The 22,534-nt window shown below is 52.2% G+C and carries 15 protein-coding genes; 7 read left to right on the top strand and 8 right to left on the bottom strand.

Annotated elements, in window-relative coordinates:
• The first annotated feature begins 156 nt into the window (after window positions 1-156).
• Entirely contained in the window at window positions 157-777 is a 621-nt protein-coding gene (locus CKW13_RS09500; RefSeq protein ID WP_095108332.1) for a hypothetical protein, read from the top strand.
• The gene (locus CKW13_RS09495) at window positions 777-2,681 is read left to right on the top strand and encodes a caspase family protein (RefSeq protein ID WP_095108331.1); all 1,905 of its coding nucleotides are present in this window, start codon (window positions 777-779) and stop codon (window positions 2,679-2,681) included. Before CKW13_RS09500 ends, CKW13_RS09495 begins: the two co-directional genes overlap by 1 nt.
• A gap of 64 nt (window positions 2,682-2,745) precedes the next feature.
• Here the strand turns inward: CKW13_RS09495 and CKW13_RS09490 are convergent, their stop codons facing one another.
• Window positions 2,746-3,243, bottom strand: a complete 498-nt coding sequence (locus CKW13_RS09490; protein ID WP_095108330.1) for a hypothetical protein — start codon at window positions 3,241-3,243, stop codon at window positions 2,746-2,748.
• 161 nt (window positions 3,244-3,404) lie between these two features.
• Window positions 3,405-4,178, bottom strand: coding sequence for a hypothetical protein (locus CKW13_RS09485; RefSeq protein WP_095108329.1), 774 nt, complete (start codon window positions 4,176-4,178; stop codon window positions 3,405-3,407).
• A gap of 241 nt (window positions 4,179-4,419) precedes the next feature.
• Between CKW13_RS09485 and CKW13_RS09480 the strand changes: the two genes are divergently transcribed.
• Window positions 4,420-5,058, top strand: coding sequence for an HAD family hydrolase (locus tag CKW13_RS09480; RefSeq protein ID WP_095108328.1), 639 nt, complete (start codon window positions 4,420-4,422; stop codon window positions 5,056-5,058).
• Between the two features lie 111 nt (window positions 5,059-5,169).
• Here the strand turns inward: CKW13_RS09480 and CKW13_RS09475 are convergent, their stop codons facing one another.
• Window positions 5,170-7,044 (bottom strand): UvrD-helicase domain-containing protein, encoded by a 1,875-nt coding sequence (locus CKW13_RS09475; protein WP_095108327.1) that lies wholly within the window; start codon window positions 7,042-7,044, stop codon window positions 5,170-5,172.
• Window positions 7,041-9,338 (bottom strand): AAA family ATPase, encoded by a 2,298-nt coding sequence (locus CKW13_RS09470; protein ID WP_095108326.1) that lies wholly within the window; start codon window positions 9,336-9,338, stop codon window positions 7,041-7,043. The genes CKW13_RS09475 and CKW13_RS09470 overlap by 4 nt, the downstream gene beginning before the upstream one ends.
• Window positions 9,339-9,524: 186 nt before the next feature.
• Here CKW13_RS09470 and CKW13_RS09465 point away from each other — a divergent pair, with 186 nt between their 5' ends.
• From CKW13_RS09465 to CKW13_RS09455, 3 genes are all read left to right on the top strand, one after another.
• Window positions 9,525-11,066, top strand: a complete 1,542-nt coding sequence (locus CKW13_RS09465) for an AAA family ATPase (protein ID WP_095108325.1) — start codon at window positions 9,525-9,527, stop codon at window positions 11,064-11,066.
• Window positions 11,063-11,923: an HNH endonuclease gene (locus CKW13_RS09460; protein ID WP_256576550.1), complete on the top strand. Its 861-nt coding sequence runs from the start codon at window positions 11,063-11,065 to the stop codon at window positions 11,921-11,923. The genes CKW13_RS09465 and CKW13_RS09460 overlap by 4 nt, the downstream gene beginning before the upstream one ends.
• A gap of 79 nt (window positions 11,924-12,002) precedes the next feature.
• Window positions 12,003-13,100: a hypothetical protein gene (locus tag CKW13_RS09455; RefSeq protein ID WP_095108323.1), complete on the top strand. Its 1,098-nt coding sequence runs from the start codon at window positions 12,003-12,005 to the stop codon at window positions 13,098-13,100.
• Window positions 13,101-13,522: 422 nt separating this feature from the next.
• Here the strand turns inward: CKW13_RS09455 and CKW13_RS09450 are convergent, their stop codons facing one another.
• The 3 genes from CKW13_RS09450 to CKW13_RS09445 all read right to left on the bottom strand — a co-directional run bounded on the left by CKW13_RS09450 (window position 13,523) and on the right by CKW13_RS09445 (window position 18,442).
• Window positions 13,523-14,482 (bottom strand): tyrosine-type recombinase/integrase, encoded by a 960-nt coding sequence (locus CKW13_RS09450; RefSeq protein ID WP_176465085.1) that lies wholly within the window; start codon window positions 14,480-14,482, stop codon window positions 13,523-13,525.
• A gap of 342 nt (window positions 14,483-14,824) precedes the next feature.
• A complete protein-coding gene (locus CKW13_RS24190) occupies window positions 14,825-15,634 on the bottom strand; it encodes a hypothetical protein (RefSeq protein ID WP_141233959.1) in 810 nt (269 codons plus the stop codon).
• Window positions 15,635-15,778: 144 nt separating this feature from the next.
• Window positions 15,779-18,442 (bottom strand): ATP-binding domain-containing protein, encoded by a 2,664-nt coding sequence (locus tag CKW13_RS09445; RefSeq protein ID WP_095108321.1) that lies wholly within the window; start codon window positions 18,440-18,442, stop codon window positions 15,779-15,781.
• Between the two features lie 726 nt (window positions 18,443-19,168).
• Between CKW13_RS09445 and CKW13_RS09435 the strand changes: the two genes are divergently transcribed.
• Window positions 19,169-20,251: a protein kinase gene (locus CKW13_RS09435; RefSeq protein WP_176465084.1), complete on the top strand. Its 1,083-nt coding sequence runs from the start codon at window positions 19,169-19,171 to the stop codon at window positions 20,249-20,251.
• A gap of 188 nt (window positions 20,252-20,439) precedes the next feature.
• On the opposite strand, the gene CKW13_RS09430 is transcribed toward CKW13_RS09435, so the two are convergent.
• A complete protein-coding gene (locus CKW13_RS09430; protein ID WP_141233958.1) occupies window positions 20,440-22,296 on the bottom strand; it encodes a hypothetical protein in 1,857 nt (618 codons plus the stop codon).
• Window positions 22,297-22,534: the final 238 nt, after the last annotated feature.

Here is a 22,534-nt window from a genome sequence, read left to right as displayed (position 1 = left end):
ATCCATTGCCACCCCTTCATTCCATGGAGGTTGTTCAGCGCATTGAATGGAGAATTGAGGTCATACTATTGCCATGCCACGAAGAGGGAGCTGGAAAGATCATCTCTCTGAATCATGGCGTCTAATAATTCGCGCATGGTCAGTCAGGAGTCAGACATGAGGGATAAAGCCCATCCTTTCCCATTTGATGCGCAAGCAGAAATCGTCATGAAGACGTTAATGCAAGCCACCGGAGAAAAACTCAACTGGGCACAAAGACAGGTCAGTGGAGGAGATAACGTCCAGCGATTCAGTCACGGTGGCTCGTGGCAGTCGCACCACAGTTACGATCCTGATCGCGTCGACCAGATGCAGACGATCGAGCACGAAACAAGATTGCGCTTTGAGGACATCATGGGGGGCCGGCTAGACGTCATTGAACGTACGGTTGATGAAATATCCAGCAGCATGGCCGACAGCTACGCCAAGGCGTTCTACAAGATGCTCTCCGATACCTGCGAAGAACACGGCAATGTCATCGATGGTTCCGCGTCCAACCTTGGCGAACAGATGTTCAAGGCTATCGAAACAGTCGAATACTCGGTTGATCGAGATGGTCAGGTATCGCTTCCAGAGTTTCGCATGCATCCCAGCCTCGCGAAACGCCTTCACACAGATCCCTCGCTGCATGAGCCAGAATTGCTTGCCAGGGTCGAGGAGGTGAAGAAGATCAAAATCACCCAGGCGTTGGCAGCGGAAGCCGCGCGAAAATCTAAATTTCGTAGTAGGGGGCAGTGATGGGCGCCGGGGTTTTGCTGTGCATCGGTTGTGACAATTACCAATCTCCATCGCTCAGCCAATTGTCCGGTGCCGAGCGTGACGCGCTCTCCATCCACTCTGCACTCTCGATAGGGCCATTGAGCCGTATCCAGTCAGAGGACGCGTACTTGCTACGCTCTCCTGTCAGGAGTCAGTTGGATGCAATGCTGCTTGAGATTCAGGACAAGTACGATGAAATCGACAGCTTCACGCTATTTTTCGCCGGGCATGGCGGTGAGGCCAACGACAGCTATTTTCTCTGCCTCAGCGATACCCGTGCAGATCGTCTCTCCACCACGGGTTTTGCGCTCAGTCGACTCTTCGAATACTTCAACGAACTCAAAGCTGCCCACTGCAATGTGATCATTGATGCGTGCCACGCCGGTGGCATGGTGTCCAACCTCGGTATATTGCTCAAGCCTGAAGTGATTGGTAAAGCCAAGACATTTGGCGTGTCGTTTTTTGTATCGTCAGCGGCAGATCAGTACGCCAGCGAAACCAGTCAAGGCGGGTGTGGAACCCTTGCACTGCTCAAAGTGTTGAGTGGTGAGATCGATACCGGGTCGCGAGCGGGCATGCTCGATTTGCTGGATATAGGCCGACCAGCTGCACAGTTCGTGTCGGAGCAGACGCGGGGAGGGCAGATGCCATCCGTGTGGGGCGTCAACCTATACGGTCATATGCCACTGTTCGGCAATCCGCATGCTTCCGACAATCCGGCGTCCTCTTTGTTGGGGATCACAGGCATCTCACCCGCGTCCCTGGCCGGACAAGCCATCAGTGCTCATTCCGCCGAGCTGTACAAGCTGATGTTTGCCCCGGAACATGAACTCACCGCCGAAAAGCTTTTTCCTGTCCTTTCCACGTGCGTCGATCGCCTGGCCGACATACCGAACGCAGCCGGCGCGTTTATCGGCGGCATCTGGCAATCATTGGAGAAGGGTGCATGGCGCCACACCAATAGCTTTTCTCGGGTCGAACTGAGCGCAACGTGCGCAGCGCTGCTCCTCCAGCCGTCCCAGAAGGACAATGCCTCTCGCGACTGCATTCTGGGACTCGCTCACGAGATCGTGACAGAGATTGAGTACCGGCTTTGGGACATCGTCAATGGGCTTCGAGAAAACCCTTGTTCGCTGTCCCGGCATGGCATTCCCGATCTGTTCTACCTCCCGCAACGCATTTCTCGAATTTTAGGCTGGGCAGGCGCAGCGGTGCACTTGGCTCGGGAGCTTGGCGTCAGAGACGCTAATCTCAGAGAGGCTCTGGAGCAAATGAGTGCTCTACTGGTGGAGCACTACGCTAGCGCCTGTGCGGGCATGAGCGAAGACGAAGCACCGTACTGGGCCGCGTTCCTCACAGCCATTAAAACGGATGACGCGAATGGCCTTGGCGAATTGGTCGTCAGTACGCTGATTAACGCGCTCGTTGAGCACGAGGGGCGACTTGCCCAGCCGTTGCTGTCGGCAGAGAACGTTTTCGGCTATCTCAAAGCACGCGCCGACAAAGATCCCGCCGAGTTGAAGCGTTTGAGTAGCTCACCCTCGGAGACCTTGGCGCTTGTCCTGCTCATCAGCCGTCGTCATTCCCTTGAAGAAGAGCTGGATTACAACCTGGCAAGCCTCGATCACGCACACCTCAACATCTTCCTTCCGCAAAGCTACCTGGAGTTCAGCCAGCCATTCGTTCGTAACGGTATAAATCACGTCTTCCAGGTCGGCCAGAAGGTATGGACGGTGGCGGATGTCGTGCAGCGCTGGGAGGAAGCATGCAGGCCCCAGATGCTTCAGGATACATCGCTGCAAAACCCTGCAACGCGGATAGGTGCCATCTGCGCATCACTGATCTTCCCCGATCGAGTGCCATGGTTTCTGCTCAGCGACTGATGACCTCGAACGCAGCTAGGGCTTCTGAGTCCGGTCAACCGGGGACTGGGCAGTAATTGCCTGTTCAGTCCCCCAGATCAGGCCTCACGATTCTGCGTATGGCGCAAAGCTGCAGACTTACCTCGTGCAAGCGTGAGTTGAAACTGTCCAGGAGCACATCGGTCACTTCGAAGTATTTGCCTTGACTGTCCTTGCGGCGATGGAGGATCTGCTCACCCTCAGGATTGGTGATGGGGTAGGCATGGACAATGTCTGAGCGTTCGGCGTTCATCGCCTGAAACAAGTCAGCCGCCAATTGTCCAGGTGCGACGACATCGGGGTAGGACAGAGCCCCTTTCTCCACTGCCTTTCGAAAGGCGTTAAGCAAGCCTGCGCCCATCTGCTCCTCAAGCTTCGTCCGGTTCAAAGTGGGATCAAGGTGGCAGGTAACCTCGGCCATGAAACTGGCGATCGAGGCGAAACCGTACAAGGCAATACCCAAACGAAACAGGTAGGTATTGCTACGAGGTAAGGCCACGCGGCCTAGGCTTTTAATGGCGTCGAATTCTGCATCAGTGCTCATGGTTTACATATTCCTAGCCACCATCAGTAGGCGGCAATTGTCTGATCATTCAGCGATGCATGATGCGCGCGTTTTCAGGAGCCTAGGTGATCCCGAGAATGGCTACTCTGTAAATGACAACCGTGCATCAACTATGCACAAGTCGCAGCCTGGGACGCTTGCTAAACGTCCTTGAACCAGAGAATACACTGCCAAACTCCCACACCAATCCCGATCAGCGCGCCGACGAGGGCAATCGCTTTCGCTGATCTGCCTTCGAAAATACGGTCAAGCGCAACGCCGAAACCTCTTGAAGCGGTTCTAAGTTTTCCGGTTACCATTTTCCGAATGGTGGAGTTCAGAAACCCTACCTTTGACAATGTTGAGTTATGCATCCTGATGAACTCTTTGTTTTCGAAGGCCTGGATCTCCTCTTTGCCCTCAAGGAAATGCCGGGGAATGCCACCGTTGAGCTCCATCAGGGATTTCATTTTGGGGTGATGCGCATAATCAGAGCCATAGCGGTCGGCCAGTAGGTCATTCAAATTCAGCCGGCGCTCCACGGGGATGACGGATGCATCCCTTTCGCCTAATGCTCTGTACCGATGCTCAAGGTGTTCGAATCCGTAGGTAAGGTTTCGCATATTCCAGTGCACCCAGTACTTGTCGCGCCTGTCACGGACGAACTGATAAAAACCGGTTAGCAACTGGAGCTCTACCGCGTCGAAATTCCCGAGAACGTCCTCACGCCCGATTCGAAGCTCTTCAGCGATAGAATGCGTCGAAAAACTAACGGCCTGACCGGTCGCGTAGTGCGTAATGGCAATGGAGGTGATGCGGGGAGAGAGGCCTTCGTTATCGTCGTACAGGCTCTGGCAGGAGTAGTGAATGGTGTAGAAAATCTGAGGGGCCTTCTTGACCTCTCGGATGAATGCGCCGCTATCCGTAATGCTCATTGACTCTACTCACGGTCAGTCGTGCGTCGAGGCAGATTACTCAACGCTTTCACGCCGATGATGGAGTGGAAATCTATTCCCTGCAATAACGCACGTTGCGGTGTGGCTCGCCGGCGATAGGGGGACTGACGTCACTTCAAGTCGCCATGAGTCACTGCTCGCTGTCGCAAGCCTCGGTTCGCTGACCCGCACCACTGGCACCCGTAGTAAGCTTGGAGCCTGATCCTAAGTCGGGGACATCATGACGATCAAAGCAGTGATTTTGGATGCGTTCGGAACAATCCTCTCCAGCAGGGCATCGGTTCAACCTTATCGCCTGTTGTTCAAGGAGGGGCTTCGCCAAGGACGACGTCACACGCCAAATGATGCTCGTCTCGTAATGACGCTGAATTGCGGCCTTGAGGGCGCGGCGGAGCACCTAGGCATCCATCTGTCCCACGGCCGTCTGGCTGAAATCCAGGAAGTGCTCGATACCGATTTGGCCAGCATGGAACCCTTCGCGGATGCCTTGGCCGGCATCGAGTTGCTGCAGAAACATAGCGTGGCCATCGCCGTATGCTCCAACCTCGCACAGCCCTATGGTGCAGTCGTAAGTAGCCTGTTCCCCAACCTTGATGTCTACGCATACAGCTATCAATTGGGCATCCTTAAGCCCGAGCCTCAGATGTACAACTGGACGCGTGATCAACTGAGAGCTATCCCGAGTGGTGCGTTGGGATCCGGCGAAGTGGTGCACATGATCGGGGACTCCATCCGATGTGATCGTGATGGCCCAACGGCCGTGGGCATCACGGGCCACCACCTTGTTCGTAGGGGCGGCGGGCAGATGACCAGCTTGCTGCAGTTCGCTGAGATGGTTGTCCTGAACAACAGCCATTGATTTGAGATACCAGGCGTGGACAAAAAAACGCGTGGGCTGGGCCTGTCAACTGCCAGCGCTCTCCGCTAGCGCATCGGGGTGCGCGAGGCGTAGAGGGCCCAGCCTGGCGGTTCAGATGATCTCTATCTCGTCTGCTGCGAGCCAACGAGCCTCAACTACGCGCTCTTTAGCGATTTCCGGCTGAGCTGTATAAACCACAATCCCCAGGCTTTTCTCTGCCCGGCTGCAGGTGACGTAAAGCAGGCGGCGCGTTCGGGATAGCGCATCATCCTTTCCAGCGCGCTGATTTTTGATATCACTGTCGGACGGAGCCTTAACGCCCAATAGTTTTTCGTAGCTGAATAGGAACCCTCCGGCCTCTTCATCATTGAGAATCACCATGACTCGTGGAAACTCCAAGCCTTTGACACCCTGGTGAGTATCGAAGGGTGACAAGCCCTGAGCGTATCCAGCGAATGCGACCATTTCAGAATATCGGCGCCCCAAGAGGATGCGGTAGGCGTGCACTTCAAGTGCTTCACGATCAACTGTCTCAGGCGGTTCTTCATCAGTCACACCCTGCTCCAGGGCAGCTGCGAGACGGTCAGGTATTTCAAGCAGGCCTGTTTGCGCCAGCACCAACACGACATCGGCCAAAGACGGATCATCACCTGTAACCAAATCGCACAAAGTTTGGCAACTGGCACCGACTTGTTGAAGTAACCCCAACTGATCAGGGGCCGCTTTCATGTGCTCACTGTCGAGGAGAGGTGATCTCTTCCGCACAGCTTCCATGAGCGCGAATTCGCTGTGCCTGGCGCCGTCCAAAATCGGCATGACCCCGTCAAAGAACAATTTGAGAATAGGCAGCGTTCCATCCAGCAGGCTGGTACGCAGGTGCTCAACTGCGTAAAGAGGCGTAAAAATGCCCTCAAATCCTAGGCGCCGGCCGGCCATTTTGTGCTCAAGTATCAGTGTTTTTCGCTCAGATGCTCCTGCTGCCCACTGTTCATCGCCCGTAATTTGTGCCATTCGTTCAGCAATCTGGCTCTCCAACTCAAAGCCGCCATTTGCAGGTTGCCGGGTACAGAACATGCGCACTGCCCCTTGAATCGCACCAGGCTTTGGAGCCTGTTGATGATCATCGGCGGCGCTGCGGATGACGTTGATGAGCTCCACTACCCTAGTTGGACACCTTCTATTTACTGGCTTTTCGGGGGTGGCCCAATCGGCGGGTATTGCCTGTTCCAATTGCTCTTTACCATCGTTGTAAATCCGCTGCATGGTGTCGCCCAAAAGCCCAAGACAAAACCGATCCGGGATTAGCGATTGAGCGGTCAGGAACGCGTCCATGAGAGGGCCGTAGGTATCCTGGCTTTCGTCAATTAGAAGTACAGGATGCTGATCGGCCATCACGTCAAGCAAAGGTGGACGCTGAATAAATGCAGCCGCCATCTGAATGACCTCGGCGTGGTTCAAGGCTTGGCGTCCCCGATTTTCTCCGGTGGGACTGTAGGTGAAGCTGAAAACCTCATCTAACGCAGCAAGCCGGCGCTTTTTACTCTCTAGCGATGCACGATTGGCGCGAGCGGTTTTGTTGTTGGGATCCCGAGCTTTTGCGAGTTTGTCTTTCAGTTCCTCGATACTTTCAGCGAGCTTGCTGCGAAGCCACTCGCGGATGTCGTCATTGAAACCTTGGATCATTCGCCATGAAAATGCGTGGATGGTTGAAACGACCACCAAGGGATCGTGCTCCAGCCGGCGAGAAATCTCCTCACATGCTGCGTTGGTGTAGGTAATGATTGCAACCTGACGTCCTTCGAAGGTCAGTTTCTTGTGCGCGCGCGATTTCAGCTCCCTGACAGCGGTTACCAGAGAATGGGTTTTCCCAGACCCCGCGCCAGCGTAGAGGAAAAAACTCCGTGGGTGATCCAAATCCAGGCATTCTCGGATAAGGTCGTCAGCATCACGAATGGGGTTATCGCGCTCCGGCGCTGACGGAATCATTCTTCTGTCACCTCGACGATTGCGGGTGGAACCACCAGAAGGTCTTTGCGTTTGAGCTCCAGCTTCGACTGCAGCCAGGTCAGGCCTTCATGGATGTAACTGGGAACCACGAGTTGACTGAATTCTGGATCGCCCAGGATCTCCAGGGCGAACTCAGCCTTGTCGCCTGTACGCAGCTTCTCGAACAGCACTTCACCCAGTACTTGAGTCGTGTCGGCGGTCTGAATGGCCTCGCTGAACGCACGCATCAGCCCGCGACGTGATTTTCCAGCAAATCGCTCGACGTTGCTCATTACCAAGCTGTCCTCAAATGTATTGGGCAAGGCCTCGGCTTGTACTCCTGTCTTTGGCAAACGAATGGTGATAGGGGTTTGGTAGGCGATTCTGATCGAATAGAGCGCATCGATCTCTTCCACCTTCTGCTCTGCAGGGAGGTCTAGCAATGTATCCACATCATGACCACGTCCAACCACACGCATCCAGTGGCGGACGGTAGGGTTATTCGTGATTTGCTCGGCCCCCCGAGCAACTGGCTGTGCCGCCTTGGCTTTTCCTGCGTCCAGGTCTGTGATTACCAATGTCGCAATCCCCAGGGCATCAATCAGCGGTCTGAGGCGATGAGCATGACTTCCGCCGATGTCGAGAATAGTGATGTAGCACTGGTCGAGAAACTTGAAATGCTGACGCAGGAAATGGGGAAGAATCATGCGCTCCGCTGCGCCTTCGACCAGGATGACCGCGTCAGCGAAGAAAAGGTCGGCGTGATGCGCCCGGAGGTATCGTGTGACGAATTCCTTGGTCTTCCCGCGTTGGCCAAACACCGTGCTCAGGTTTGAGACCGTGGATACCGGTATCGGGATATTCGCCATCCCGGATGGGAGCCGTCGAAAGTAACGAAGGTGCTCGTACTCGATTTCATGCGCGACATGGCTTGAATGGGAACTCACAACCAGCTGGCTTCTCAGGTTTGGAAATTCCTCAAGCAGAGGATCGTTGCACAGCACGTGGTACGCATGCTTGATGAAGGCTTGCTGCACTTGAACGTGAAGGTGTGCCTCGGGTTCTTCGACCAGTACAAGATGGATTGGCTCAACGTTGGCGGCACTGCGCTCATCAGGGGTGCGAGATTTCCTGAGCCAGTCATCTCGAAACGCCATGAGACGGAAGATCATGGAAATGAGGTTTTGGTAGCCAAGGCCGTTGGATGTCTCGGGGAGGCTCAGGCGCGGTTCCCCTGGCGCTCCTGCGACAGAGTCCAACTCAAATAGTACAGCGGCCTCATGATCCATTCCGTCCGTTGGCGCAAGACGAGTTGCTACTTTGATGTTCGGATCGCTGTTGTTCGGGTAGCCGAGGCCTGCGACCTCTCTGAGTGCCGGCGCAAAGCTGACAGTGAGCCTGCTGTCGAAGGCACTTTGAGCCGCTTCAATCGCCCGCAGGGCCTCCAGGTCATGCACATCCGGGCTATCACCGGGGTCAAGGTGACGACGATAATACGTGCGTAATTGTTCAGAAAGTTTCCTGCCGCTTCCGGGTTTGCTTTCATCTTGTCCCTCATCGGCGCTGTCCCCGAAACCGCGCTGCGCATTGATCTCGTGAACTCTGATCAGGTTAAGCAGGGGATTCCGCTCCAGTGGGATTGCCGTATCACTCAGCGGCTGAAGATTGGCAGTCCTGGTTTCTGCGTTAGGTGGCGAAAGCTTATCTGGATCAAGGCGGTACCATCGCACTTTGAACGCCTTGGCCAAGCGCCGGTTGAGGTAGTCATGCAGGTTCTGCGGCCATAATTGGAGGGTCGGGCGCACCTGGCCATCCGCAGCCTGACTCTCAATTTCCTGCAGCAGCGTAGCGACCCGTTCCCGTTCTTTTCGATAATCGGAATAGAGCGTTGGAAGATCATCAGGCTCCAGCCGAAATCGCATACCCACCATGCCGCCTGACCAAGAGAAATTCGGAATCAGGTCGCGGATGTGGTGGAGCTCGCCCTGAGCTGCTTGTATCCAAACGTCCAAGGCTGGCAGCCACTCAGCCCAAGCGTTGGATGCTGGAATAGCGAAGCTGCCATCGGCCTGTTCCCACTCCTGGCCAATCGTATCGAGCGTAGCGATATGGCAAAGAGTGAGATCCTGCAGCCGGAACGTCGTCGGCTTAACCAGGAATTTACGTAGTGCCAGCATTGCTGATGATTTGCCGCTGTTGTTGGCGCCCACCAGAAGAGTGGTTTCGGCCGCCAAGTCGATTCTAACGGATTTAAGCTTACGGAAATTCGCAAGCTCCAGATGCAGGATGCGCATTGAGTCTTCCCTGAGATAAGGCGGTGGCAGTGAGTCACCCTTTCCCATGGAACTGTAGCTGACTACTAGCAGAAGGGGCACCAAGCTCAATCCACTTGGTTTGTAGTTCTGGAGCCGAAGTGCCACCATAAGCGGCATTCACTCAAGTCAGTCGCTGAGCCTCGTGCTCATCAGGAACAGGGAAGAATGGAATTCTATATCATAGGCAGGGATGACAAATTCCCGACCGGGAAGATCAGCACTGCGTATCTGAAATTTGACCGCTGGAACGATCACAGTTTTGTCACAATGTTCTATGTCATCGTATATGACGAGTTTGGCACGGCTCACGATCTTGAGAATGTGAAGATTGGATTCAAAGGGCAGGATACTGCAACAACCACACGCTCCAAACTTCCAGATTCTTTCCAAAGCCTTCCAGAAGGCTTCTTCTCACTCGGTACCAATGTGGAGTACTACCAAAAAATCGCGAGCCTATCCTCCTATGATTTGCGGTTTGACTTCCTCCGAGGGATGAATGACGTCGTTGCCAACCCTGAAATCCTGGAAGCGATAATAGACGAGCCCGTGCTGTCAATCTCGTTGTTGCGCAATGTCAGCTTGGCCAGCGTCAAGAATCAATTTACGCGAGTCCTACTTGGTGGTGCTGTCCGAACCAATTTTTCTTTCGTCTACACGAAGCAAGCGAATAGCTCTACCGCCGGCATTGAGTTGAGTTTTGATGTGAATGTTGATTCGACGCCCCTGACAAATGTGCACGCGCTAATCGGGCGAAACGGCATAGGAAAGACCACCATCCTCAACGGCATCACCAATGCCATCCACAATCGCCACGCTGGTGCAGATGCCATCTACCAAAATCAGTTTTGGGGGCAACAGCGGGCGATTATTGCCCCAGATTTTTTCAGCAGCGTAGTGCTCGTATCCTTTAGCGCATTTGACCCCTTTGATCCACCTCCAGAGCAGCCCGATCCATCCAAAGGCACCTGTTTTTTCTATGTGGGGCTAAAGTCAAAAGGCGAGGACACATGGCATGAGTTAAAGCGCCGGGACGCTCTCAAATCTGACTTCATTGACGGTATGAGAGGGTGCCTGCGGGAAACGCATAAGCGAAACCGTTGGCGACAGGCCGTCATAACTTTGCAAACTGATGAGAATTTCGCAGGTTTGGGATTCGACAGGCTCTTGTCTTTGAGTGGCGAGGAATGGATCACGGCAGCCAACGAAATCTTTTCGAATCTTAGCTCAGGCCATTCGATCGTGCTCCTGACTATCACCAAGTTGGTCGAGCTGGTCGAGGAAAAAACTCTCGTCCTGATGGATGAGCCCGAAAGCCATTTGCATCCGCCGCTGCTATCGGCATTGATTAGGGCGTTGAGTGAGCTGCTTCTGGATCGCAACGGTGTAGCGATCGTGGCCACGCATTCGCCGGTGGTGCTCCAAGAAATTCCTGCGTCGTGTGTCTGGAAGATTCATCGGTCTAATTTGGTGGCGTCGGCGCAGCGGCCAACAGTTGAAACGTTCGGCGAGAACGTAGGAATTCTTACCCGGGAAGTGTTTGGGTTGGACGTCGCATCCTCGGGTTTTCATACACTTCTTGCAGCTGAAGCTGCTGAGGGACATACCTTTGAGGTGATCCTTGGAAAATTCGGTGGGAAATTGGGGCTTGAGGGGCAGGCAATTCTTCGGGCGTTAATCGCTGAGCGTGATTCAAAGGTACAGACATGAAGCAATTGTTAGCGCCAAGTTGCACTCCTGAGGAGGCCTACATGGCCTGCACTTTTGCGATCATTGATGATCATCAGAGAGATAGAATGAGGGGCATTCTTCTAGGCATCACAGCCAATGCCGCCGAATTTATCGAAAGAGTCGCCGCCGGATCCACGTGGGAGTTACCCTCATTAAGGTTGGCCAGGGGGGATGATCCCTTCGTGATCGACGACATTCGAAAAAGCGAGCTTGTTCACCTCTACGAATACTACATGGTGCAGCGCGAACCTGGCCGAGCACTCTACGACTCTATTTTGGTGGCTGCAGGTGACCATTGTCCTACATGTGGAGGAATAGGACGACCGAGAACCCTGGATCATTATTTGCCAAAAGCCAACTACCCTATGCTGGCTATCGTTCCCCAAAACTTGATCCCTGCCTGCCGTGACTGCAATACCGACAAACGTAACCCCTTGATTGACCACCCGCATCGGCAACCGCTTCACCCATATCTGGACAAACGACAGTTTTTTGAGCAAAGGTGGATCAGTGTTTCCGTATCTCACACCAGCCCTTGCTCAATCACCTACAGCGCCAGTCCACCTGATGACTGGAGTGATGAGGACAAGGCAAGGGTAATTAACCATTTCTCCCTATTCGGAATTGCCGAGCGCTACAGCGTCCAAGCGGGCTCAGAACTCAGCTTCCTGATGGACATGCGTACAAACTACTTCAGTAGGCAGCCTCCTGAAGCTTTTTCAGACTTCCTCCGTTCAGGCGCTAATACGCCTGATTTGTTGATCAATGGGTGGAAGAAAACACTCTACGAAGCTTTGGCGGATGACGCCTTGTTTTGCAATGCTGAGGTTCGGTAGAGGCATTATAACTAGCGATAGCTCTGCCCATACTTTGATGTGTTCTAGGTAAATGATTATAACGATAACGGAGTAGTCGATGATGATAGGCAATGATGATTTAGATAAATTGGAGGCGGAGCAGTTTCATGGTTTTGTCTGCTTTCCGGAAGGTAATCCAAAGGTCACACTCGGCTGGAGCACTCACTCGACACTGGTCGAGGCGATAAATTCGACATTGACCTTTTTTAAGAGTGAGTTAAACACGGAAGTGTATTTTCACGAGCATGAATATCTTATTTATGAGGATTATTTCATCTGGTGGTTCAGCTTTTTTGAGAAGAATCCGCTAGTCAAAAATCAAGTAGCCTCTGAGCTGGAGAGGAAAATCAATGATGTATTAAGAGCATTTCCGAACACGGCCGATAAAGAGTTTGTCCGGACGGATCAACCAGATTTTATCCCGGATCCTGATTTTCTTATGCACTACTTCTCAATTGTGGAGGGTGCGGATCTGGAGTTAAAGTCACGTGAAGCGCCCAAAGACAAAAGCTATGAAAAAGAACCTATTGATATTTCCTTGTTTGACAGTCCAATGTCTGTGGTCGCGTTCAAAGCCATTATAAATAATTATTTTCAAAATAGTACGGAAGAGAACTTAAGCTATTTTGCTGCAGAGGATGGCTTCTTTTCCACCAGAAGGCCCGAGAATAAGCTTCTACGCGAGGAGCTTTTGCCAATATTTTATTATCTGAAAAAAATTAAGGCGGCTGATGATGAGATTTTGTCGTTTGGACTAAAGGCTGATATTTTTGATTTGAAGATATCGCAAGCAGACGGGTTAACGAAAGAAATATTGGAAATTACCTGGGCTTTGCCGGAGGGCGACCATAAACTACTCTCGTTGGTTGCTCAGGTGGGTAGTGGTTTTCTGCCCGTAAAAAATCGGGCCAATTTCAAAAAGATGAGTGATTCTCTAGGTGAGAAAATAGTATCTGCAATAAATGGCAAACATAAAAAGCAATACCCTGACCAAAGATCTCTTTTGGTGGTTATCCCCCAAGATTACACTTATCAAGGAGACGAGTCGCTGGTTCAAGAAACTATCACTCAAGTTCAACAGAGTCTGGTAGGTGGAAAAAGGAAGTTTGAAAAAATCTATCTTCTGTGTGGCAATAGATTTTACACGGTTTATTGACCTTAAACGTTAGTGCGCATTTTTTGATCTTCCAGCTGTCGTTAAATAAGGGCAAGCAACCTTAAGTGAATCGTTTCGGAACTTCTTGGAGAACCTGGGTCTGCCCACTCCAGGGTAAGTTGCATTATCGACTGGCGGCGAGAGCTTTCAGTCGAGCGGCTCAATCAATCGACAGGCGAGTACCTAGGAGGGGAAAGGGCATCTCCATATTTCAAGTTGACTCGTGCCGCACGATTGCAAACTTTGTAGCAGAAATGAAAGTGCAGCCAGCTGTGCCAAGCTACAGAACAGGTAGGTTCGCGCAGGAGTAGAAGCAGCAGTGAACTCTTGAACAGATCCAGTATATTGCGGGTGATTTGTCCGAATGTACTGGCTTTTCGAAAGACGTCAACGAACCTGAGACATTAGCCCCGCGCTTGGCATCAGTCTCTTCCGGTCAGCCGCTTGCCTTCGGCGGGAGCTTCGCGTAAAGCTATCCCACCGAACGACACGCTAGCATCTACATACCGAAGCGCCGACTTCATATCCTTCCAGCCCACATAATTCATCAACCCTTTGATGTCCCAGCCATTGGCCGACGCCCAGGTCGCAAAACCGCGCCGCATCGAGTGACTGCTATACAACTCCGCTGGCAATCCTGCCTCTCTGAAAATGCGGCGCAGCACGGGTATAAGGCTATGCGGTTGCATGGCTTTCCCTGACAGATTGCCCCAGCGGTCAATCCGCTGGAACACTGGGCCTTTCGCGATCCCGGCAACTGTTATCCAGTTGATGTAGGCCTCCACGGGACAGAGCATGGTAAGCGCCGGCGTCTGGAACGTAGTGCCTTCATGATGGCGGTCACCCTTGGTGTAGGGCAGGAAAAAGGTAATGCCTTCACCACTTATGGCTTGGGTATCCTCGGCCGTTAATCTGGCCAACTCGTCGCCACGAAAACCCCGCCAGAACCCGATCAAGATAATCGCCACCGAGCGACGATGGCGCACTAGCGATTTGTAATCCCCCCGTTCAGTCGCAGCTGCAGCTTCCCCTTCAAGCCATGTGACCGCCTGCTCCAGGTGCTTCAGTAGCAGCGGGGCGGCCTGTTTCACCTTTGCGGGGTGCACGACCCTGATGCCCTTGATCATCTGGCGAACGTCAGGGGTCTTTGTCGGATCCGGAAAGCCCTGAGTGATGTGCCACTGCGCCAGCGCTGCCAGACGCTGCTTCAGGGTATTGATCGAGAGTTTGTCGGCGTACTCTGCCAAGTACCGAACGACGCCCACACCGGTGGTGGGCAAGTACCCGCCCCACGTCACCTCAAAGTGTTCGATCGCCGCCCGGTAGCTTTTGCGGGTGTTCTCTCGGGTGCCAGCGCTTAGGTACCGATCTGCTTTTTCCATCGTCTTCTTTGCCATCAAAATCGGGCAGGATGTTCAGTGTAACGGCAGCACATTAAATCTGCGTCAATGACATGGGGTAGTGCCCATCATGCCTAGGGCTCTTTAGGGGCTCAGCGCTTCCAGCCGCCGGGATATCTCATTCTCGTCCAGTGACAGACCAGGCTGAATACGGTTATGCCTCAGTCGCCTTGCCACGGAATTACTGCCGCTGAACCCATTTGGTCGCATCCAAATGGATAGCCTATGAAAAGATGCTGATGGCAATGTGCTGGATTATCGTTCTTCATCTCTTGACGATCGCGATTTGGCAGAGGAATCGTCAAGAAAGAGAGGGCGCTAGTACTACTGGATGTGGTGCTTACTTTCTAAATCAGCTATTAGTTTTTTGTGTTTTTCTATCGTATCCCTAGAGTGTCGCAAAGCTGTCCGTGTGATATGTTCTTTAAGCGACCTGTTGCCACGAATAGCTGAATCAACGCAGATCATGTCTCCAGACTGGACTCCTCCTGTATCAGTTATCTTTTTAATTGAGTTTTGTGCATGAATGTTTACCACTTTGTTCGCCGCAACGGGTATGGTTTTCCAAACTTTTAGCGATGTTTCGGAAAGTATTGATAAGACTTCCTCACCGAATTCCATGGCCTCCTCATATGTCGGGATTTGCCCTTTATGAATCGATGAGTTTCTCAGTGTTATTTTATCTTGCGAGAGCAATTTTGGCTGCCCCTTAAAATGAATAGCATGCAGATATATGTATGATCCTAGCTGCCGCTCAGATTGGGAAGAAATGCTTTTCCAGCATTTTAGTTCTTCCGTTCCTGGAAGTCCATAATGTATGGCGATAGACCGAATGGCGAACTCATAGAACCGCTCAAGGCTTGCGGCAAACGAGGTTACAGCCTCCCTGTAATATCCATCAAGAAAAGAGTGGACACCAATCTCGAACAATATTTCGTGATTGAACATGTTGATAAAAACAGCAGATGAGTGACCGAAATCGCATCTTACTTCATAGGAAATATCATTGGTTAATTGTACGGCATACGTCGAAAGCCGTTTTCTTTGATTGTAGATGTGATCTTTAGAATCGGTTGCCTTCAGGTGGCGCTCGTAATCTCGAAGGCAGTCTGAGCATGAGAGGTAAACTTGCATAATTCATAGTTCCTTAGGAGGCTTTGAGCGGAATTCAACTCAATAATCAATGACCGACTTGTTCTCATTCAGCTTCACCGATCAACCTGGAAGGGATCTTCTGAACCCATCTCCATGAGATTGGACGCCAGGCTTAACTCGCAATCACCACCAGTGCGTGGCTACCAATGGACGGATATTTTCCAGCCTTACCGGTAGCTTCTCATGGCACACCATGCCCAGGTAGGTGGCGGCCCGGGTAGCCCCGACATACAAGAAGCGTTCGAACAACCCCGGATTGGCCTCAGCGAGGCCATCGACTCCGACGAAGAACACAGCTTCAAATTCAAGACCCTTGATGTGCTGGACGTCGAATACCCGGATGTCTGACTGATTGCCCAAAGATTGGCCGTCTGCGCATGGAGTGGCTCGCAGGCTGATCTGCTCCAGCTTCTTGGTAAGCGTATCCGCCATCGGCCGGACGTGATCTTCTGAGGTGACCAGTACCGCGATGGTCGGAATATCCTCCCCTTTGGAACGCATCCGCGCATCGATCTCGATGATGCGATCCGCGACCCAGGTAGACGCGTCGTCTTCACTCAGGTGCTCACCCAGCACGGGCTGGACGCCCTCGTGGTTGGAGTGCTCAGGCAGGGTGCCGACAGCTTCTGTATCTCCCTGCATGAGGTCGAGAAGTTTGATAGCAAAGGTGTTCAGCAGCCGGCTTTGACGGTAGACAGTATTGATTCGCCGAGGCTTGAGGCGCGGTGAAATCCACTCAAGCTGGTCAATACGTTTCAGGCCATGTCCGGTGATTCGCTGGTTGAAGTCACCACACGCGAAGAACGATTCGGTTGACAGGTCAGTCAGGCTTTCCATACAGGCAAGCTGAAGGGTAGAGAAGTCAGTCGCTTCGTCGACCAGCACTTGGTGGAGGAACTGTTCAGAAATCTTGGCTAGCTCTGTAAAGCGAGGGTCATCGAGGTGTCGTCTGACGAACTCCTGCCGAATGAGTTCGCGCGCTGAACGGAGCATCAGGAGCAGGATAGCGTCCAGCTCGGTCTCGTCGATGTGCGCGGGGGTGTCAGGCTTCTGGTATTCATAGAACTCAAGTGCGAGGCACTCTCGGCGGAACGCGCGATAGCTCGTTGGGACATCCAGAACGTAACGTTTCCACGCATTCCTGAACCGCCGCATAGCGTTCTGGAAGCACATTTCGCGACCTAGTGTTTTCAACCATTCAGCTGGCGGAACCCTATCTCCGAGCCAGTCACGAATCCGGGCTGCCCGACTCGACTTCCCAAGGCTGCCGTTTCGATAGAGGGTGCGCGCGTGGCTCTGCAGGAACTGCTGATACGCCTGAAACGCCCTGCGTTCCGTCGTGTGGTTAGGGGTGCTCGTGCCTTCGGTGCCGGTGTCGTCGTCAAACTCTTCACCGTCGTCCATTTCATCCTCGTTTTGCCCCAGGCTTTCCAGGAAGGTAGCGAGTTCAACGAAAACAGAGTTGTTCCTGTTGTAGAGCAGGCTACCTTGCTGCTGGATAAGCTTGTCGGTTGTCTCGCGGCTGGTTTTGAGCAGCGGTTCGATCCGCGCCTCGATTCTGTTCCAGATCGCGTAGGCACTGAGCAACCCCTCGGGACTCAGTTCATCTACCGTGGTGAGGAGCTCCTTCACGACCGGATCCGAGAGGTTCGGCGCCGAGTCTTTCAGGAGGCCGGCGCCTTCCCTGAGTGAGGAGAGCAGACGGTTTTGGTGATACGCCTTGAAGTCGGCAAACCATTGTCGAGGATCATCACTGACCGAAAAGCTGGAATAGCGCCGATCCTCCTTGAGAATGCAGCTACCGCTATTGCCGGTTCTCAGAATGCCAAATGTTGACCTAGCCAAGTCATGTCGACGCTTGTTCCAGGTTTTGATGTGGTCGTCAGACGCGGGAACATTCTCCCGGTTGAATGCCTCTTTGACGTAGTGCTTCAACAGGTCGGAGGGTGTAAACATCATCCAGCGTTGGCGGTTAATCGCTGAGCCAAGCAGCCGTTGTTCGTCTGGGCTTAACGCCTGCGCATCGAGTTTCTGCCCAAGGCGTTTGATCAGTGTTGTGGTTTTGCCGGTACCTGGAGGGCCGAGGATGATCAGCTGATGATCGATCGACAGCCGGAAAATCTCGTCCTGGATCTTGTCGAGAATTGCCTGGTCTCGCAAAGCCATGGCTCTGCGTATTTCATGGACTACACCCACCCGGATCTTCTCTGCCTCAGATTCGCCGTCCAGCATCGCGAGGAATGCGTTGTCGTCGACGGGCTGAACGAGCTTTCGAAGCGAAGGGATTGTCTGTGGGGTTGCACGCCGTCGGCGCCAGATGCTATCGATGGCATCCCAAAGGTCGTCACTCTTTAGAGGCTTAAGCTCAAGCTTTTCGAGAATACGATAGCCTCTCTGCTTCCCAGCAACCTCAAGCTCGACACTTTCACCAACATCGAAGACCGCCAGACGGCCGATAGGTGTACGGTAGCCCGCCAGCATCGTCCCTTTGACCGTGATGTTGGTCGTGCGGCAGATATAGTAGGTGACGACCTCGCCTTCGTCTGTCTCGGCAACCACACGTGAGACTGCAGGTTCGCGGACGAGGCTGAGCAACGATTTGGTGGTGGCGTCACTAATAGATGCGATTTTGGCTACTGCTGCAGTGTTGGTGAACGTGTTGATCACTGCCAGGACGTCGGACGCCTCACCGCTGCGTGTCGCTAGAAGCCGCGCAGCACCATCCTCAATCTTGTGAAAGGTTTCCAGTGCCTCAGTCGCAACGTCGTGGGCATCGCTGAAATTCATTGAAGCTCTCCTTGTTTCAATTGGGCATCGCCTAGCCGGCCAGGCGTATCAAAGTCCCGTATCCTGTACTCAGGGTGGTGATGTTCTTTGGCTGACGCAGATCCTAAATCCTAGAGGCTTGAGTTGCCAGCAGATTGCCATGATAACCAACAGCTTACCGCTTGGCAGAAGACTTGGCTTTGGCGTAAGAGCCTTCAAAACGTGTTATGCAATTATCATCCGGCGCTCAGTGCTGAATTCAGCAAGGGCCATTCCAGCCGCTCATACTCCGCGGTTATGGCTCTGTCAGGCGCGCGCTGAGTCTGAATGGCATACGTGGCAAGGCCCATCAGCGTCGTTTCTTGGCCGACCTGAAACCTCAAGATGGGCTGGCAGGTACGGTGCTGAACGATCACCGTTTCCAAGACTCTTGATGGTCAGCGCATGGCTGGTGAACATCGTGCTAATGATCGTCTTGAGCTCATCCCGATAGCCCCAGGTAAATGGGTCGAGTCATTCCTTTGCAAGCAGCCGATATCCTGGGCTGAGCGGCCTCAACAAGGTCAGGGTTGCTCCGTCGCTCAGGAGGGGAGGGGCTGTTCATCGAGCGGCCTGATCACTTCCGTGCTTGATGCCAGCCTGACGTGGGGCAGCGACCGCCGTGGTGTTAACGCTATACTAGGCATCTTATTACTCATCGCTCGCCTATAGATGCGTAAGCTGTGGCTGGTGGAGTATTCTCTAGTGATGAAATACACCAACATGGAACTCCCGTTTTTCTACGACTTTAGCGAGGACGAGCAGAAATTCCTGCTTGCGGCCGCATTAGGTAATCGCGGTGTGGTCGTCAAGCGGCTAAACGGAGTATGCGGTGACATCTTTGTCATGGATCAAGGAGAGTCGGTTTATCCTCGTTACGTGTGCGCCAAGATGCCCCGCAAGCTTGAGACGGTTCCTGCTGTAGAAGCAAACGAGCGTTTCGTTCAGGAGTTGGCTCTCCAGTTGCGTTTTTCGCATCACACATTTGTGCATTGGTGTTTCGATCTGCGGGAAGTTCTGGGTGCGCCAGTTGCCCTGTTTCGATATTGGGACGGAGACCTACTACACTACATGTCGGGGCAAAGCGAGATCAGGCAGCTTTCTCTGATCGCCTACTGTTGCTCGGGGTTAATACACTGTTATAGCCATGGCCTTGTGTGCCATCAAGATCTGAAGCCAGCCAACATTTTTGTGCGTGATTTTGAAAAGGTCATCAATGCACTCCCTGACATTGATATCTATCAGGTGGCAATGATTGCTGACTTCGGACTCGCTAATGCTTTCTTGAAGACGCCTGCGGTTTTCGAAGGGTCAAGGCCGTACATGGCCCCGGAGCAGTGGGGTAAAACCCAGCTCTCCGAAAAGACAGATGTTTTTGCCTTAGGCATCATTCTGTATGAGCTGCTGACAAACGGTGTTCACCCAGCAGGTGTTCGCACTGATGACGTCTGGCCGTCGGCTAAGCCAGGACACTCGACCAAATGGACTCGCCCTGCAGACTGGCAGAAATGGATAGCACGTGGGTGTCCTCTAGAGGCGCCTGGCAATTTGCATTCAGATGTCATCAGCCTGGTTAAGAGGGCGCTATCAGTCGATCGTGATGAGCGACCTAGCATGGTGGGCTTGAGGAACGAGATTCTCAGTCTTATCAGGGCTCGATGCAAAATATCCCACTTCCAGCTGAGCGGTCTTATCGACCACTTTGATGGTAACGCTTCAAAAGGTGATCTAGCGGATGAATGGCCTTACCTAGCGAATGCGTGGGCAAGATTTCAAAAGCGCTTCGGCTAGGCGTATTTCGCCGGCTGTCATCGTCATATGACCGAGTCACCCACACCTCACCTTTTACTTTGAAAAGCACGGTTTGAGGAGGGCTGGCCAGTGTGTGCAGTGCTGTCTATAAATTTTTAATAGAATATTCCATGCTGGACAGGTTATAACAAAAGGCCTCCATTACCGAAGGCCTGGGTTATTGGTTGCTAGCTGTATGCCGCAATGCTTCCGATATTTTTAAATGCGTTCATTTTAAATTCGGTTTTCTCTAAATAGTCGGATAAAGCATCACAGTCTGCCCCCAATGAGCGAACCGTCTGAATGATGCTATCTTTTTCTCGGTTTAGGGTAGCAAAAGCTTCCCTGCTTGCATCAAGCAGGTCGCGTTCTCTGAGATAGTGAAGAACGAGCAATCCGAAGGAGGCGGCATAGATTGGATTTACCGGCCAGAGGTGCGAAACCACCCTTTGGTTTCCTCTCGCGATTGAGGCTGCAAGTCCTCTGGAATATGGATTGCAGCTTATTTCAACTGTAGCACCATTACAAATGTTCAGAATCACATTTCTGGCGTAGGGCGATTTAGGAATGCACGAATGCAATACATTACCGGGAATAATGCATTCGTCTGAAAATAAAATATGGTCTTCCTTGCCACTCCCCCAGTGGTTATACATCCCATGAGCCGAAATATAGATAACACTATGCCTTTCGCTCTTAAAAATCTCAGTGAACGTTTCGACACTTGGGTCTATGTAGATTTCAGCGGATGCACCGAAGTGGGCTCGAATGAATGCTTGCTCAACATTTACAGTATGAGTATGACTGGCAAGCATAAATACAAAGGAGTGCTCCTCCGGATCGTCTGCCATTACTTCAAGGCTAGCAGATATCCAGGGCGCATTTTTGCCTAATCCAAACCGAGCTGCTTGAATTGGGAAGTCATGAGAGGGGGCCAAAGTGATTGAGTTCACCTCGTCGTAGATATCGTTATTCAACCGAAAATGCTCAATCACAATATCTCTGTAGGAAGATAAATCATCGTCCACTGCAGGGGTGCCACTACGATCGGCGTCAAAAAATTTAGCATCTTGGCTAGGCGTGCCCAAAAGGCTAACGTATACGTTAAGCAATTGATTTCTGATTTTGATCAGCCGCTCATAGCTTGGGTAGTTTCCCTCTGCTGGAAAATTAATTCTTGAGCTTGCAGTCATGACGGTCAAAGTTTGACCATTGCTCAAGACAAAGCCATGCCCGGGAATGGCGTTAGGCGCAACATTTTTCATTGATGACAGAAGCTTGAACAACGGCTGATAGTCGTTGTGGTCATAAAAGTGCCCGATTATGCCTTTCAGGAAGTCGCAGTTTCCGGATTTTGTCAAGACTTTCATGTCTTCAGTGTTGATGAGGTGCAAGAGCTCACCCAGAATTTTCTCACTTTCCTCAATATGGCAATAATAATTCAGGATCGCTATAGCTTGGTTTTCATGGGTATAGAAATCTTTGGCCAAGTAGCACCCTTGGACATAATCCTTGAAGTCTGGACTGTCCCGATTTATTGCTGTACTACAAAAAAGATTTCTATAGGCGATTGCTTTTGGGTGTGTTACTTCCCACTTTTTTATCCCTTCCAGATAGCTGGGGTGATTGGCTTTGCCGTAAAAATAATCCCAGGTTGCCAGTTGCGATGACGCCAGCATCCCCTCGACTTCAAAATGACCTTTCAGCCCATCTACTATTCTGGCTGGGACTGGCCAGACAGTTTCTATGATCTCTGGCATTGCTGCCATACTTCGGCAATAGTGAAATAGTGTCTGTATCCACTTCAGCAAAAACGTAGGTTGCCCCCTAATAAATGAAGACAGCTCATCGGAACGAATCACACACATAAAATGGTACGATTCCAGATTGGCAGTAGTGCCGGGGCGGTATTCAGTCCCGCTAAAAAAGCTGAACACTGCAACTCCTACCGCTGGTATATCACCAGACTGTGATGCTTTAATAGCGTCACTCATGTGTCTCAAGTAAAACTCTGAAGATTGGTATGAAAGTTCAGCTTCGTCCATGTAGTGTGTTCCGCATTCTGGTTGTGTGAGTGAGTGAACCCTGAGTCTCAAACGGCTTGATCAAAAGCTCGTTGGTATCTTTAATATTATACCAAAATTCACGCGCACAATGAATAAGTGCACTGAATGATTCTCTGGCTCGATGACTCACAGTATTAGGAGTGCCATGTGCATGTTGTCGGCGCACTTTGCGAGTATTTTGGCCAATTCAACCAAAAGCTGTACGCCGAGCCATAAG

The sequence above is a fragment of the Pseudomonas sp. Irchel 3E20 genome, assembly GCF_900187645.1.
Taxonomy (GTDB): Bacteria; Pseudomonadota; Gammaproteobacteria; order Pseudomonadales; family Pseudomonadaceae; genus Aquipseudomonas.
Note: the sequence above shows the minus strand (reverse complement) of the source record. Positions and strands in the feature narration are given on the sequence as shown.

Bases quoted from the DNA above. Each gene is read 5' to 3' on its own strand.
- CKW13_RS09500 (WP_095108332.1), top strand. From the start codon at position 157: ATGAGGGATAAAGCCCATCCTTTCCCATTTGATGCGCAAGCAGAAATC.
- CKW13_RS09495 (WP_095108331.1), top strand. From the start codon at position 777: ATGGGCGCCGGGGTTTTGCTGTGCATCGGTTGTGACAATTACCAATCT.
- CKW13_RS09490 (WP_095108330.1), bottom strand. From the start codon at position 3,243: ATGAGCACTGATGCAGAATTCGACGCCATTAAAAGCCTAGGCCGCGTG.
- CKW13_RS09485 (WP_095108329.1), bottom strand. From the start codon at position 4,178: ATGAGCATTACGGATAGCGGCGCATTCATCCGAGAGGTCAAGAAGGCC.
- CKW13_RS09480 (WP_095108328.1), top strand. From the start codon at position 4,420: ATGACGATCAAAGCAGTGATTTTGGATGCGTTCGGAACAATCCTCTCC.
- CKW13_RS09475 (WP_095108327.1), bottom strand. From the start codon at position 7,044: ATGATTCCGTCAGCGCCGGAGCGCGATAACCCCATTCGTGATGCTGAC.
- CKW13_RS09470 (WP_095108326.1), bottom strand. From the start codon at position 9,338: ATGCGCATCCTGCATCTGGAGCTTGCGAATTTCCGTAAGCTTAAATCC.
- CKW13_RS09465 (WP_095108325.1), top strand. From the start codon at position 9,525: ATGGAATTCTATATCATAGGCAGGGATGACAAATTCCCGACCGGGAAG.
- CKW13_RS09460 (WP_256576550.1), top strand. From the start codon at position 11,063: ATGAAGCAATTGTTAGCGCCAAGTTGCACTCCTGAGGAGGCCTACATG.
- CKW13_RS09455 (WP_095108323.1), top strand. From the start codon at position 12,003: ATGATGATAGGCAATGATGATTTAGATAAATTGGAGGCGGAGCAGTTT.
- CKW13_RS09450 (WP_176465085.1), bottom strand. From the start codon at position 14,482: ATGGAAAAAGCAGATCGGTACCTAAGCGCTGGCACCCGAGAGAACACC.
- CKW13_RS24190 (WP_141233959.1), bottom strand. From the start codon at position 15,634: ATGCAAGTTTACCTCTCATGCTCAGACTGCCTTCGAGATTACGAGCGC.
- CKW13_RS09445 (WP_095108321.1), bottom strand. From the start codon at position 18,442: ATGAATTTCAGCGATGCCCACGACGTTGCGACTGAGGCACTGGAAACC.
- CKW13_RS09435 (WP_176465084.1), top strand. From the start codon at position 19,169: ATGAAATACACCAACATGGAACTCCCGTTTTTCTACGACTTTAGCGAG.
- CKW13_RS09430 (WP_141233958.1), bottom strand. From the start codon at position 22,296: ATGGACGAAGCTGAACTTTCATACCAATCTTCAGAGTTTTACTTGAGA.